The organism is Streptomyces sp. NPDC006487 (assembly GCF_042870555.1).
Taxonomy (GTDB): Bacteria; Actinomycetota; Actinomycetes; order Streptomycetales; family Streptomycetaceae; genus Streptomyces.
Genome location: NZ_JBIAHN010000027.1, coordinates 1 through 13,214, shown reverse-complemented (window position 1 = coordinate 13,214; position 13,214 = coordinate 1). Strand labels below are relative to the sequence as shown.

11 protein-coding genes, 1 tRNA gene and 1 other RNA gene are annotated in these 13,214 nt (G+C 73.3%); 10 read left to right on the top strand and 3 right to left on the bottom strand.

Annotated elements, in window-relative coordinates:
• Nucleotides 1-12: 12 nt before the first annotated feature.
• Nucleotides 13-111: signal recognition particle sRNA small type (gene ffs / locus ACFYM0_RS35355), an RNA gene on the bottom strand.
• A 107-nt stretch (nucleotides 112-218) separates the two neighbouring features.
• Here ffs and ACFYM0_RS35350 point away from each other — a divergent pair.
• The 5 genes from ACFYM0_RS35350 (at nucleotide 219) to ACFYM0_RS35330 (ending at nucleotide 4,745) form a co-directional block, all read left to right on the top strand.
• Nucleotides 219-306 (top strand) — tRNA-Ser (locus tag ACFYM0_RS35350).
• Between the two features lie 98 nt (nucleotides 307-404).
• Entirely contained in the window at nucleotides 405-1,145 is a 741-nt protein-coding gene (locus ACFYM0_RS35345; RefSeq protein ID WP_388509066.1) for a histone deacetylase, read from the top strand.
• Between the two features lie 9 nt (nucleotides 1,146-1,154).
• The gene (locus tag ACFYM0_RS35340; RefSeq protein ID WP_388509063.1) at nucleotides 1,155-2,048 is read left to right on the top strand and encodes an RNA polymerase sigma-70 factor; all 894 of its coding nucleotides are present in this window, start codon (nucleotides 1,155-1,157) and stop codon (nucleotides 2,046-2,048) included.
• A gap of 71 nt (nucleotides 2,049-2,119) precedes the next feature.
• Entirely contained in the window at nucleotides 2,120-2,896 is a 777-nt protein-coding gene (locus tag ACFYM0_RS35335; protein WP_388509060.1) for an SDR family oxidoreductase, read from the top strand.
• 148 nt (nucleotides 2,897-3,044) lie between these two features.
• Complete coding sequence (locus ACFYM0_RS35330; protein ID WP_388509057.1) at nucleotides 3,045-4,745, top strand: aspartate:alanine exchanger family transporter; 1,701 nt, start codon at nucleotides 3,045-3,047, stop codon at nucleotides 4,743-4,745.
• A 225-nt stretch (nucleotides 4,746-4,970) separates the two neighbouring features.
• Here ACFYM0_RS35330 and ACFYM0_RS35325 read toward each other — a convergent pair whose 3' ends face one another.
• Nucleotides 4,971-5,843 carry a universal stress protein gene (locus ACFYM0_RS35325; RefSeq protein ID WP_388509055.1) on the bottom strand — a complete coding sequence of 291 codons (873 nt, stop codon included), beginning with the start codon at nucleotides 5,841-5,843 and terminating at the stop codon, nucleotides 4,971-4,973.
• 190 nt (nucleotides 5,844-6,033) lie between these two features.
• Between ACFYM0_RS35325 and ACFYM0_RS35320 the strand changes: the two genes are divergently transcribed.
• The gene (locus tag ACFYM0_RS35320; RefSeq protein ID WP_388509052.1) at nucleotides 6,034-6,435 is read left to right on the top strand and encodes a molybdopterin-binding protein; all 402 of its coding nucleotides are present in this window, start codon (nucleotides 6,034-6,036) and stop codon (nucleotides 6,433-6,435) included.
• Nucleotides 6,436-6,505: 70 nt separating this feature from the next.
• On the opposite strand, the gene ACFYM0_RS35315 is transcribed toward ACFYM0_RS35320, so the two are convergent.
• Nucleotides 6,506-8,005, bottom strand: a complete 1,500-nt coding sequence (locus tag ACFYM0_RS35315) for a helix-turn-helix domain-containing protein (protein WP_388509049.1) — start codon at nucleotides 8,003-8,005, stop codon at nucleotides 6,506-6,508.
• A 282-nt stretch (nucleotides 8,006-8,287) separates the two neighbouring features.
• Here ACFYM0_RS35315 and ACFYM0_RS35310 point away from each other — a divergent pair, with 282 nt between their 5' ends.
• The 4 genes from ACFYM0_RS35310 to ACFYM0_RS35295 all read left to right on the top strand — a co-directional run bounded on the left by ACFYM0_RS35310 (nucleotide 8,288) and on the right by ACFYM0_RS35295 (nucleotide 13,048).
• Nucleotides 8,288-9,115: an FAD binding domain-containing protein gene (locus ACFYM0_RS35310; RefSeq protein ID WP_388509046.1), complete on the top strand. Its 828-nt coding sequence runs from the start codon at nucleotides 8,288-8,290 to the stop codon at nucleotides 9,113-9,115.
• Nucleotides 9,112-12,009 carry a molybdopterin-dependent oxidoreductase gene (locus tag ACFYM0_RS35305; protein WP_388509043.1) on the top strand — a complete coding sequence of 966 codons (2,898 nt, stop codon included), beginning with the start codon at nucleotides 9,112-9,114 and terminating at the stop codon, nucleotides 12,007-12,009. The genes ACFYM0_RS35310 and ACFYM0_RS35305 overlap by 4 nt, the downstream gene beginning before the upstream one ends.
• 49 nt (nucleotides 12,010-12,058) lie before the next feature.
• On the top strand, nucleotides 12,059-12,505 hold the full coding sequence (locus tag ACFYM0_RS35300; RefSeq protein WP_388509040.1) for a molybdopterin-dependent oxidoreductase: 447 nt from the start codon (nucleotides 12,059-12,061) through the stop codon (nucleotides 12,503-12,505).
• Between the two features lie 195 nt (nucleotides 12,506-12,700).
• The gene (locus ACFYM0_RS35295) at nucleotides 12,701-13,048 is read left to right on the top strand and encodes a DoxX family protein (RefSeq protein ID WP_388509037.1); all 348 of its coding nucleotides are present in this window, start codon (nucleotides 12,701-12,703) and stop codon (nucleotides 13,046-13,048) included.
• The last annotated feature ends 166 nt before the right edge of the window (nucleotides 13,049-13,214 follow it).

Here is a 13,214-nt window from a genome sequence, read left to right as displayed (position 1 = left end):
ACCCGTCCCGGAACGCAAAGCGCCCCCCACGCACCCGCCAGAGCCCACTTACCCTTGCTGCCTTCCGGCCCTGGGGGAGTTGGGTGAGATAGCGCCACGTGAGGGGCTGGCCCCACCCTAGCGGATGGAGGGCCCCGGAATCGAGCCGGACCCCGGCCGGAGCTCCACGCGACGATCACGTTCGCGAGCACCCCTCAACGTCTTGTATTGTTTGCCGCGGAGGATTCGCCTAGTGGCCTAGGGCGCACGCTTGGAAAGCGTGTTGGGGGCAACCCCTCACGAGTTCGAATCTCGTATCCTCCGCCATTGCTCTCACCGGGCAATACGTTGAAGAGCCCCACCGCTTGCGGTGGGGCTCTTTGCGTTGGCCCGTCTCCCACGGGCGAGGAACAGCGAGGAACAGCATGATCGTCCACACCGCCGTTCCGCTCGGCGCCGGGGCTCCGCCGGTTCGCGGGAGGGTCTGGTACGCCTCGTACGGCTCCAACATGCACACGGACCGGCTGGCCGCCTACATCGCCGGCGGGACACCGGCCGGCGCGACGCGCTCGTATCCCGGCTGCCGCGACCGCCGGGCGCCGGAGCGGTCGATCGCCGTCCGGCTCGACGGATGCCTCTACTTCGCCACCGAGTCCCCGGTGTGGCAGGGCGGCAGGGGCTTCTACGATCCGTCGGCACCGGGCCGCCTGCTGGGGCGCGCCCACCTCCTGACCGTGAGCCAGGTGTCGGACATCGCCGCACAGGAGATGTACCGGGAACCGGGGACGGACCTCGACCTCTCCCGGGTGCTGCGCGACGGCCGCGACGCCTCGGGCGGCGGCCGGTACGAGACCTTGATCTGCCCGGGGACGGTCGAAGGCATCCCCGTGCTGACGTTCACCGCCCCGTGGTCCCTCCGGGACGTCGAGCCGGTCATGCCGTCCGCCGCGTACCTGCGGCACCTGGCGGGGGGACTGCTGGAGTCGGGGCCGTGGCGGGAACAGGAGATCGCCGCCTACCTGTCCGCCTGCCCGGGCGCGGCCGGCAACTGGACCCCGCGACAGGTGCTCGACCTGCTCGCGGAGCGGCCGGCCGGGGAGCGGCCAGCCGAGGGGCGGCCTGCCGGGGGGCGGCCTGGCGCGGGGCGGCCGGAGGCCCGCGCTTAGCGTGGGGCCATGGACACGGCACAGGAGTTCGAGGCGCACCGGCCACGGCTGTTCTCGCTGGCGTACCGGATGCTCGGCTCGGCTGCCGAGGCCGAGGACGCGGTGCAGGACGCGTACCTGCGCTGGCACGGCGTCGAGCCCGGCCAGGTGGCCGCGCCGGGCCCGTGGCTGGCCAAGGTGCTCACCAACCTGTGCCTGAACCGGCTCACCTCCGCCCGGGTCCGGCGCGAGGAGTACTTCGGGCCCTGGATCCCCGAGCCGGTGGGGACCGGCGCCGGTGCGCTGGGGCCGATGGAGACGGCGGAGCAGCGGGACTCGGTGTCCTTCGCCGTGCTGACGATGATGGAGCGGCTGTCGCCGCCCGAGCGGGCCGCCGTGGTGCTGCGCGACGCCTTCGACTACAGCCACCGGGACATCGCCGGCGTACTCGACTGCTCGGAGGCGAACGCCCGCCAGCTCTACCGCCGGGCCAAGCAGCACCTGGCCGACGGCCGGCCGCGGTTCACCACCTCGCGGGAGCAGGACGACGAGCTGCTCGCCCGGTTCCTGGCCGCCGCGTCCGGGGGTGCGATGGCGCAGCTGGAGCAGCTGCTCTCCGAGCAGGTCGTCGTCTGGTCGGACGGCGGCGGCAAGGCGAGTGCGTCGAGCCGGCCGGTGGCCGGGCGGGACAACGCGGCCCGCTTCCTCCTCGGTCTCTTCTCCCGGTGGGTCAACGGCGCGCAGATCGGGTTCACCGAGACGAACGGCGTGCCGGCGGTGGTCAGCTGGGCGGACGGCGAGCTGACCGCGTTCGGGGCGCTGGAGCTCGGCGAGGGCGGGATCACCGGCGTCCGGCTCGTCCTGAACCCGGACAAACTCGCCTTCCTCGCGACTCAGCTCCGAGAGTTGTCACAGAACGGCTGACCCGTCGGTTCTTCATCGGTGACGGCAACACCAACGCCCACGGCGACCGTGGCTTCGGAAGGCTGGGACCGATGAAGAACGACACGATCATGGTGACCGGAGCGACGGGCATGCTCGGCCGCGAGGTGCTGGAGCGGGTCCGCCGCACCGGCCGCCCGGTCCGTGCGCTCACGCGCGGGACCGCGCTGCCGGACGACGCCGGGGTGGACTGGTACACCGGCGACCTGACCACCGGCGCCGGACTCGACGAGGCGCTCGCGGGCGTCCGTACGGTCATCCACTGCGCGAGCGACATCCGGCACTTCAAGAACGACGTCCCGGGCTTGCGGCACCTGCTGGAAGCCGGGAAGCGGGCCGGCGTCGAGCACGTCGTCAACATCTCGATCGTCGGCGTCGACCGGATCCCCTACCCCTACTTCCGGGTCAAGCTGGAGTGCGAGCGGCTGCTCGCCTCCTCGGACACCGGCTGGACCAACCTGCGGGCCACCCAGTTCCCCGCACTGCTCGACCTCGCCTTCGGGGCCCTGTCCAAGCTCCCGGTGGTCCTCGTGCCCTCCGGCACCGACTGCCAGCCGGCCGATGCGGGCGAGGTCGCGGACCGGCTGGTCGAGCTGGCCCTCGGCGCCCCGGCCGGCCGGGTGCCCGACTTCGCCGGCCCGACCGTGTACCCGGCCACCCGCCTCGCCAAGGACTGGCTGCACGCCACGGGCAAGCGCCGCGCCGTCCTGCCCGTCCGGATCCCCGGCAGGATCGGGGCCGCCTGGCGCGCCGGCCACCTGACCACCCCGGGCCACGCGCTCGGCCGGCGCACCTGGGAGGAGTACCTCGCCAAGCGGGTCGCCCGCTGACGCCGTGCCCGGCCGGTCGCACCCGGCCCGGTCGCACCCGGCGGAGGGCGCCGGTGGAGGGCGCCGGTGGAGGGAACCTCGGACCGGCTGGACGTGCGGGCTGACACACCCGCACATACCGTTTCCCCAGACGGCCGAGGAGGTGCGGATGGACTGGCTCCGGGAGGAGATCTTCCAGCCCTACCCCGAGCTGCTCATCTTCCTGACCATCGCCGTCGGCTTCCTGCTCGGCCGCATCCGGTACAAGTCCATCGCGCTGGGGGCCGTCACCGGATGCCTCGTCGCCGGCCTGGTCATCGGCTCCCAGGCCAAGGTCGAGATCGACGGTCCGATCAAGTCCGTCTTCTTCCTGATGTTCCTCTTCGCCCTGGGCTACGACGTCGGCCCGCAGTTCTTCCGCGCCCTGCGCAAGGACGGCCTCCCCCAAGTCGTCCTGGCCCTCATCGTCTGCGTCACCGGACTCGCCACCGCCTGGGCCTTCGCCGCCCTCGCCGGTTACGGGCCCGGCCTGTCCGCCGGTCTGCTCGGCGGCGGCCTCACCCAGTCCGCCGTCATCGGCGTCGGCTCCGACGCCATCTCCCACCTGCCCGGCGTCGACGCGGCCGAGGCGCGGGACCAGTCCCATCTGATCGCCGTCGCCTACGCGGTCACGTACCCCCTCGGCACGGTCCTCCCCGCGCTGCTCCTCGCCGGGATCCTGCCCCGGCTGCTGCGCCGGGACCTCGCGGAGGAGAGCGCCGTGCTCGCCGCCGACCTGGAGGCCGCCGAGGACGATCCCGACGCCGGGGAGGGCTACTACAAGCACGTGCTGCGCGCGTACGCCGTCGACGTGGCGGCCTTCGCCGGGCGCACGATCGGGGACTTCGAGGCGGAGCAGAAGGCCGCCGGCCGGCGGCTCTACATCACCCGGCTGCGCCGCGCCGGGGAGATCCTGGAGCACTCCGCGGGCACCCGCGTCGAGATCGGGGACGTCCTGGCCGTGAGCGCGGTCCGCGGCGACCTCGTCGCGTACGACGCGCGCACGCACATCGGAATGGAGACGGACGACTTCGAGCTGCTCGCCTACCGCACCGAATCCCTGCACGTGGTCATCACCGACCGGAACCTGAGCGGCCGCACCATCCGCACCCTGCGCCACGAGGAGTTCATGCCGGGCGTCTTCGTCGACGAGCACTGGCGGGCCGGCGCCGACCTGCGGGTCCGCCTCGACAGCACCGTGGAGCGGGGCGACACCCTGGTCCTCACGGGGCCGCGCAGCCGGGTGGAGGCGGCCGCGGCGGAGCTGGGCAAGCCGGTGCCGACCAGCTTCGCGACGGACATGGTGTGGATCGCGCTCGGGCTCTTCCTCGGCGGCTGCCTCGGCATCCCGGCGCTGCACGCGGCCGGCGCGCCGCTGTCGCTGTCCACCTCCACCGGGGCGCTGCTGATGGGCCTGGTCTTCGGCTGGATCCGGAGCAAGTACCCCACCTACGGGAACCTGCCGTCGGCCGCCCAGTGGCTGATGGGCACGCTCGGCCTGTGCGTGTTCGTCACGGTCGTCGGACTCAACGCGGGCCCGAGCTTCGTCCCGGGCCTGCGCGAAGCCGGCTGGCCGCTGCTGCTGTGGGGCGCCGCCGTGACGAGCGTGCCGCTGCTGGCCGGATTCGCCTACGGGCACTTCGTGCAGCGGCTGCCCCTCCCGATCCTGCTCGGCGCCCTGGCCGGAGCCCAGACCACGACGGCCGCCCTCGGCGCCCTGACGGAACGCGCCCGCAGCCAGATCCCGGCCCTGGGGACGACGGTCCCGTACGCCCTGGGCAACGTACTGCTGACGATGTGGGGGTCGGTGATCGTGCTGCTGCGGCGGTGAGTGCCGACCCGGCGGGGCGGCACCGCAGTGCCGGCGCCGTGGACCTCGTAGTCGCCGCGACCGCGGAACTGCGGGAGCTGACCCTCCTGCACCGCGACCGCGACTTCGAGTGCATCGCGGCCGTCACCGGCCAGGCCCTCCAGTGGTACGGCCCGGCGGCCGAGAAGCAGGGAGGGCGGACCGCCCCGACGGTTCGGGGGCCAGGCGAGATCCGAAAGAGGCGGCTTAGCCGTGGGGGATCAGGGCCACCGGGCTGTGGGCGTGGTGGGCCACCGCGTGGTCCGTGGGGCCCATGCCGTGGAGGGGACGGTGGTGGCGGCGGCCCACGACCAGGAGGTCGGCCTCGGCCGACTCGTCGAGCAGGAGCCGGGCCGGGTCGCCGGGGCGGGTCACGCACTCGGCCGTCACCAGCGGGTGGCGCGCGCCGGCCGCGGACACCGCCGCTTCGAGCGGCTCCGGGCCAGCCGGGCCCGATCGCACCGCGTGCACCGCGCGCAGCGGGAGCGCGTGGCGGGACGCCCAGGCGTACGCGAACTCGAGCACCGCGGCGTAGTCGCCCGCCGGGTCCACCCCGACGACGACCCCGTGTCCGTGCGGCGCACGCTCGGCGGGCTCCCGCACCAGGACCACGGGGACCTCGGCGCGCCCCGCGACGTGCAGCGCCGTGGAGCCGAGGCGGGGGACCACGTGGCGGTCCTCGCCGCTCGCGCCGAGCACGATCAGCCCGGCGCCCGACCGGGCGGCCGCCCGCGGGATCTCGTTGCCGGGTCCGCCCTCGGCGGTGGCCGCCTCGACGGTCAGGCCCTGGTGTGTGGTGCGGAGTTCCTCGACGAGCGCCGACAGTGCGGTCCTCGCCGCGCGCTCGCTCTCGCCAAGCACGGGCTGGAACTCCACGGAGATCGGCTGGACGGTCGGCCAGGCCTGGCCCACGTGGAGCAGCCGGAGCGGCGCCCCGGCCGCCAGGGCCTCACGTGCGGCCCACCGGGCGGCGGCGACGCTCCGGGCGGACCCGTCGAACCCTACGAGGACGGGGAGGGCCGGGAGGACGGGGGAGGTGGGCGGGGCGGGCTGGTCGGACGGGACGGACGGGACGGACATCGGCGGCACCCTTCGTTCACATGCCGCGGCCAGTTCCTGGTCGCTCCTACGACGCTACGCCAACCGCCGCATTTACCCCTCTTCACGGCTGTTCGTGGCTTCCAGACCCTTCCAGCCCTTACGAAGAACCCTCTCCGGGACCCTGCGGAGACGGCCACATCCGGGACCGGTCAGGCCCTAGGCTGCGCGCGTGCCCTCGTACTCGATCGGGCAGGCCGCCGGTCTGCTGTGTGTGAGCCCCGAGACCGTCCGCCGCTGGGCCGACGGGGGGCGGCTGCCCGCACGCCGGTCGCCCGACGGGGCACGGACCGTCGACGGGGTCGCCCTCGCCGCCTTCGCCAAGGAACGGGCCGAAGGCCTGCATCCGGTGCCGCGGACGGCCGCCGCCACCTCCGTGCGCAACTCCTTCGCGGGGATCGTCACCGCAGTCCGGCTCGACGAGGTCGCGGCCCGGGTGGAGGTCCAGTCGGGCCCGTACCGCCTCGTCTCCGTGGTGACCCGGGAGTCGGTCGAGGAGCTCGGCATCGCGGTCGGAGTCACCGTGACGGCCCGGGTGAAGTCCACGGACGTCCACATCGACCTGGCCTTTTAGCGCGCCCGCGAAGGGCGGGGCCGGGCTGCACGAGGGCAGCTCGGGCCACGCAGGATCCGAAAGAGACCGCCTAGCAGCGCAGCGCCGCGTACAGGTCCAGCTTGTGGTCGAGGCGCGAGAGGTCGCGGCCGGTCAGGGCCTCCACCCGCTCGATCCGGTAGTGGACCGTGTTCACGTGCAGGTGCAGCGCTTCCGCCGTACGCGTCCACGAGCAGTTGTTCGCGAGGAACACCTCCAGGGTTTCCCGCAGCATGCCGTCCCCGAGCGAGCCCAGCGTCCGCGTCCCGAACACCCCGCGCACCTCCGGCGGGACCCCCGAGAGCAGTTCGGTCAGGGTGTCCAGCTGCTCCACCCCGCGGACCGCGACCACCGCGTCGGCCGCCGTCAGCGCGAAGCGCGCCTGGCACAGCGACGCGCGTAGCCCGTCGGCCGAAGCGGTCCGCGCTCCCACGCCGAGCCGCAGATCGGCCCCCGGGTCGGCGCACGCCCGGAGCAGCGGCCACACGGTGCGCAGCCGGTCGGTGAGATCGGCGGTGCCGCCCGTGCCGGTGGAATCGTCTCCGTCCGGGCCCTCGTACAGCACCGCCCCGCCCGGCCCCGCCGCCCAGCGGAGCCCCGTCAGGTGCCCCTCCAGGTGCCCCTCCAGGTGCCCCAGAGCCTCCGCCAGCGCGTCCCCGTCGGTCGCCGCCAGCACTCGGTACGGGCCCCCCGCGGGCAGCCCGGCCGCCTGGAGCGCGGCGCCGAGGAGGTCCGGTTCGGCCTCGGCCGCCACCAGGGCGAGCAGGTCCCGTCCGGCGTCCCGTCGCGCGGCCGCCCGGCGGGTCAGGCCGTCGCGGTACTGCGCGAACACCTCGGCGATCTCGTGGAGCACCCGCGGCGGCGCCGCGTCCGCGTCCGGGACGTGCAGCAGCCAGGCGTCGTAGGGGGAGCCCTCGGCCTCGACGCCGAGCGAGACCCCGCCCTTCGCGGCGGAGGCGGCCCGCTGCGCCGGGATCGCGGGCGCGGACGGGGTACGGGCCACCGTGCGGCCGCTGGCGGTCAGCAGGTAGCAGGGCAGCCGGCCCAGGTGCGCGCACGCCCGGTCCAGCAGCTCCGCCGGCCCGGCCCCGCCCTCCAGGAGCCGGCTGAGCTCGCTGCGCACGTTCTCGGGGAGCGCGAAGTGCCGGGTGGGGCGCCGGCTGAGGTCCCCCCACTGGCGCAGGTACACCGCCTCGGTGACGGCCCGGAAGCTGGTCTGCGCGGGCACCGCCACCAGCGGCATCCGGTGGGCCCGGCAGGCGGTGACGAGCTCCTCGGGCACCCCTCCGTGGGTCTCCTCGCCCGCCAGCAGCGCCCGGGCTCCGGCGCCGGCGAGTGCGGCGACGAACCGGTCGGTCCTGGCGGCGGCCGACGCCCCCGGACGCCACCACACGAGGCCGCTGAGCACGAGCTCTCCGGGGCCCAGGAACCGGCTCGGGTCCTCCAGGTCGGTAGCGGTCACCCCGCTGACCTCCTGGCCGAGAAGGGCCTGTTCGCCCCAGAGCAGGGTGAGGCCGAGGTTGTCGGACTGGAGCAGGTCGAGGACGTGCATGGCGGGGACTCCTTGCGGCGGGTGGCAGCCCACAATCGCGAGGCGAATATGAGAATTGCCATGGTAAATGCAAGGAGAACCGTTCGGACAGCCTCTTGGATGATTCACCAGGCATGCCCCGTCGGCCCTGTCGTTTTTCCGTGGCGGGGACCAGTCGTCCCCGCCCCCGGCGCGTTGTTTCACTGACGGGACGACGGAAAACGGCGAAAAACGACGGTCGGACGACCGCGACAAGACGACGGCAAGACGACGGCAAGACGGCGACGGAAAGGATGGCGGGAAATGGACCTCAACACGGTGCTCGACGTACGCGACGCACGCCGCCGCGAACCCTGGCGTCCGGGTGACGCCTGGCTCGGCGGCGGCACGTACCTCTTCTCCGAGCCGCAGCCCCATATCCGCCGACTCGTCGACCTCTCCCGGATGGGCTGGCCGCCCCTGTCATGGCAGCCCGACGGGTCCCTCGACATCGCCGCCACGTGCACCATCACCGAGCTGTCCCGCTTCGGCCGGACCCTGCCCACCACGGCCGCGCCGCTCTTCGAACAGTGCTGCCGGGCCTTCCTCGCCAGCTTCAAGATCTGGAACATGGCGACCGTCGGCGGCAACCTCTGCAACGGCCTCCCCGCCGGCCCGATGATCTCCCTCACCGCCGCCCTCGACGGAACCGCCCTCCTCCAGGGCCAGGACGGCGCCACCCGCCGCCTGCCCGTCACCGACTTCATTCGCGGAGCCGGCGTGAAGGACCTGCGCGACGGCGAACTGCTGCGCTCGGTGCGGCTGCCCGCCCGCGCCCTGGACTCCCGTACGGCCTTCCGGCAGGCCTCCCTCTACGGCCTCGGCCGCTCCGGCGCCCTGGTCATCGGCGCCCACGACCCCCAGGACGGCTCCCTCGCCGTCACGGTCTCGGCCGCCACCACCCGGCCCTTCCGCTTCTGGTTCGCACTGCCGCCCACGGCGGCCGAGCTGCGCCGGGCGATCGACGACACCGTCCGGCCCGACGAGTGGTTCGACGACATCCACGGACTGCCCGCCTGGCGGCGGCACATGGCGCTGCTCCTCGCCGAGGAGATCCGCCGCGAGCTCGACCCCGAGGAGGTTTCCCGATGAGCTACGAGATCGAGATCAACAAACGGCGCTTCGAGGACGAGCCCCGCTCCGGCCAGTGCCTGCGCACCTACCTCCGCGAGCGCGGCTGGTTCGGCGTGAAGAAGGGCTGCGACCAGGGGGACTGCGGCGCCTGCACGGTCCACGTCGACGGGCAGCCCGTCCACAGCTGCCTCTACCCGGCCGTCCGCGCCGAGGGCCGCTCCGTCACCACCGTCGAGGGACTGTGCCCGCCCGGCGGCGAACTCCACCCCGCCCAGCAGCAGTTCCTCGACGCCCAGGGCTTCCAGTGCGGCTTCTGCACCGCCGGATTCCTGATGACCACGTCCGCCCTCCAGGCCGAGCGGGGCACCGCCCACGACGACGGAAAGCTCGAGGACCTCCCCCGCGCCTTCAAGGGCAACATCTGCCGCTGTACGGGCTACCGCGCCATCGAGGACGCCGTACGCGGCGTGAAGCACGTCGAAACCCCGGAAGCGGGGCAGGCCGTCGGCAAGAGCCTCGGCGCCCCCGCCGGCCCCCAGGTCGTCACCGGCACCGCCCGCTACACCTTCGACATCGACGTCCCCGGCCTGCTCCACATGAAGCTGCTGCGCTCCCCGCACCCGCACGCCCGCATCGTCTCCATCGACACCACCGACGCCCTCCAGGTCCCGGGCGTCCACGCGGTCCTCACCCACCACGACGCCCCCGACCACCTGTACTCGAGCGCCCGTCACGAGCACCCGACCGAGGACCCGATGGACACCCGGGTCCTGGACGACGTGGTCCGCTTCGTCGGCCAGCGCGTGGCCGCCGTGGTCGCCGACTCCGAGCAGGCCGCCGAGGAGGCGTGCCGCCGCGTGGTGGTCACGTACGAGGAACTGCCGTACGTCATCGACCCGGAGGAGGCCATGCTCCCGGGCGCCCCCGTCCTCCACCCCAAGGGGCCCGAGTCGGGCATCTTCCGCGCCGGGAACAACGTGTGCGGCGAGGTCCACAACACCCTCGGCGACATGGAGAAGGGGTACGCGGAGGCCGACGTCGTCCTTGAGGAGACCTTCCAGACCCAGCGCGTGCAGCACGCCAGCCTGGAGACCCACGGCAGCGTCGCGTACTTCGAGCCCAAGGAGGAGGGGGACGGCGAGCGCATCACCGTCCGCTCCTCCACCCAGGCGCCCTTCCTGACCCGGCGGGCGCTGTGCGCCCTCTACGACCTGAACGAGGACGAGGTCCGTGTCGTCGCGGGCCGCGTGGGCGGCGGGTTCGGCGGCAAGCAGGAGATGCTCACCGAGGACATCGTGGTCCTCGCGGCCCTGAAACTGCGGCGCCCGGTGAAACTCGAATTCACCCGGGCCGAGCAGTTCTACGGAGCCACCACCCGCCACCCCTTCAAGATCACCATCAAGATCGGCGCCAAGGCCGACGGCGCCCTCACCGCGCTGCGCATCCGGGTCGTCGCCAACACCGGCGCCTACGGGAACCACGGCCCGGCCGTGATGTTCCACAGCGTCGGCGAGTCCTTCGCGGTCTACAAGGCCCCGAACAAGGAGGTCGAGGCCTACTCCGTCTACACCAACGGCGTGCCCGCCGGCGCCTTCCGCGGCTACGGCCTGGGCCAGGTCCTGTTCGCCCTCGAATCGGTCATGGACGAGCTCGCCGTCCGGCTCGGCATGGATCCGCTCGTCCTGCGCGAGAAGAACGTCATCGGCCCCGGCGACCACATGGTCACCCCGATCGGCCACGAGGAGGACCTCTTCATCGCCTCGTACGGCATGAAGCAGTGCATGGACGTCGTCCGCAAGGCCATCGCCGAGGACCGCAGCCACGAGGACGTCCCCGAGGGCTGGCTCACCGGTCAGGGCACGGCGGTCGCGATGATCGCGACCGGACCGCCGGGCGGCCACTACGCCGACGCCCGGATCAGCCTGCTGCGCGACGGGACGTACGACATCGCGGTGGGCACGGCGGAGTTCGGGAACGGCACCACCACCGTCCACAAGCAGATCACCGCCGGGGCCCTGAACACCGCGGTCGACCGGATCACGGTCCGCCAGTCCGACACCGACGTCGTCCGCCACGACACCGGCGCCTTCGGGTCGGCCGGCACGGTGGTGGCGGGCAAGGCGGTCATGCTGGCCGCCGACTCCCTCGCCGAGCGCCTCACCACCTTCGCCGCCCGCCACACGGGCGCGGCCCGGCACCTGTGCAAGCTGTCCGCCGAAGCCTTCGACTGCGCGGGCCGCGTGGTCACCCTCAAGGAGCTGTACGAGGCCGCGTACGACAAGGGCAAGCTCGACGAGATCGCCGCCGACGGCCACTGGGGCGGCTCCCCGCGCTCGGTGGCCTTCAACGCCCAGTGGTTCCGGATCGCCGTCGACCCGGAGACCGGCGAGATGAAGATCCTCCGCTCCGTCCACGCGGCGGACGCGGGCAAGGTCATGAACCCGATGCAGTGCCGCGGCCAGGTCGAGGGCGGCGTGGCCCAGGCCCTGGGAGCCACCCTGTTCGAGACCGTACGGGTGGACGAGCGCGGGGAGGTCACCACGGCCGCCTTCCGCCGCTACCGCCTCCCGCAGTACGCGGACGTCCCGCGCACCGAGGTCCATTTCATGGAGACCTCGGACGCGATCGGCCCGCTCGGCGCCAAGTCGATGTCCGAGAGCCCCTTCAACCCGGTGGCCCCCGCCTTCGCCAACGCGCTCCGTGACGCGACCGGGCTCCGCTTCACGGAGCTGCCGGTGACGCGGGACGTGGTCTGGCAGCGGATACACGAGGCGGGCGGGACATCTGCCGGCCCGCTCGGCCCGCTCGGCCCCCTCCCGGGGCGGCAGCTCGGCGGAGGACCAGAATCTGCCAGGATATGCCAGGAAGAAGTGACGATTTCCTGCACAGGTGCGGCTCATATCAAGCCCTGAACCTCGCAGACGAGGTTCCGGTGGACACCGGACCGGGCATGAGTGAGCCATGGCCAAACTCATGCTGCACGGAGACCTGGACCACCCGGCGACGCTCAGCGTCGCGGACCTGCGGGACTGGGCACAGCACCGGGCCGCGGTCACGTTCGACTGCGCGACCAACGGTCCGCAACACCACGTCTTCGAGGGCCCGTTGCTCCGGGAGGTCATCTCCTCCGCCGGCCCGGCCTTCGACGCGCGCCGCCGCAAGGACCGTTCGCGGTTCCTGCTCGCCGTGACCGGCGGGGACGGACACCATTCGATGCTGTCCTGGGCCGAGTTGGACGCCGACTTCGGCGCGAGCCCGGTGCTGCTGGCGACCCGCCTCGACGGTGAGGACCTCGACGAGGCGGGTGCGCAGCTGGTGGTCCCTTCGGACCGGTGCGGAGCGCGCTACGTCAGCGCCGTCACGCACGTGTGGTTCGGTGCTCTGTCGCCGCCGAGCCTGGGCCTGTAGACCCAGGTGGTTCTGTTCGGACGGTGCGGGGAGAGAGGACCGCGCAAGATCGACGCTCCCGGGCGGCCGGCCTCCGCGCCGGAAAAAGAATCTTCGGAGTTCCTGTCACACCTGGGCGGTGGCGCGGGTCAGTGCGGTGGGGAAGAAAAACCCCCGTCCGGACCGCCGGACGCACCGCCTGCCGAGGAGCCCCTCATGGACATCGCCGCCACCATCGTCGCCGTACTCGCCGCCGCCATGTCGGGCTTCTCGGGGTATTCGCTCCTGCGCCGCGCCCCCTGGGTCGTCGAGGCCATGGAGCAGTACGAGGTCCCCCGGGCCTGGTGGACCCCGCTCGGCGCGGCCAAGGCCGCGGGAGCCCTGGGCCTGCTCGTCGGCCTCTTCGTCCCGGCCGTCGGCGTCGCCGCGGGCGTCGGCCTGGTCCTCTACTACACCGGCGCCGTGATCACCGTGCTCCGGGCACGGGCCTACACGCACGCCCCCTTCCCGGTGATCTACATGGCCCCGGTCGTGGCCGCCTTCGCCCTCGGCTTCGCCGCCTAGGGCGCACGAGGGTGCCGGGGGGGGCGGGGTGGCGGGGTGGGGGGGGGGGGGGGGGGGCCCCCCCCCCCCCCCCCCCCAACAACCCCCCCCCCCCCCCCCCGGGGGCCAGGGCCCCCACCCCCCCCCCCCCCCCCCCCCCCCCCCCGCGCCCGCCGCCCCGCGCCCC

Bases quoted from the DNA above. Each gene is read 5' to 3' on its own strand.
- ACFYM0_RS35315 (WP_388509049.1), bottom strand. From the start codon at position 8,005: ATGCACGTCCTCGACCTGCTCCAGTCCGACAACCTCGGCCTCACCCTG.
- ACFYM0_RS35335 (WP_388509060.1), top strand. From the start codon at position 2,120: ATGAAGAACGACACGATCATGGTGACCGGAGCGACGGGCATGCTCGGC.
- ACFYM0_RS35305 (WP_388509043.1), top strand. From the start codon at position 9,112: ATGAGCTACGAGATCGAGATCAACAAACGGCGCTTCGAGGACGAGCCC.
- ACFYM0_RS35325 (WP_388509055.1), bottom strand. From the start codon at position 5,843: ATGTCCGTCCCGTCCGTCCCGTCCGACCAGCCCGCCCCGCCCACCTCC.
- ACFYM0_RS35310 (WP_388509046.1), top strand. From the start codon at position 8,288: ATGGACCTCAACACGGTGCTCGACGTACGCGACGCACGCCGCCGCGAA.
- ACFYM0_RS35345 (WP_388509066.1), top strand. From the start codon at position 405: ATGATCGTCCACACCGCCGTTCCGCTCGGCGCCGGGGCTCCGCCGGTT.
- ACFYM0_RS35300 (WP_388509040.1), top strand. From the start codon at position 12,059: ATGGCCAAACTCATGCTGCACGGAGACCTGGACCACCCGGCGACGCTC.
- ACFYM0_RS35330 (WP_388509057.1), top strand. From the start codon at position 3,045: ATGGACTGGCTCCGGGAGGAGATCTTCCAGCCCTACCCCGAGCTGCTC.
- ACFYM0_RS35340 (WP_388509063.1), top strand. From the start codon at position 1,155: ATGGACACGGCACAGGAGTTCGAGGCGCACCGGCCACGGCTGTTCTCG.
- ACFYM0_RS35295 (WP_388509037.1), top strand. From the start codon at position 12,701: ATGGACATCGCCGCCACCATCGTCGCCGTACTCGCCGCCGCCATGTCG.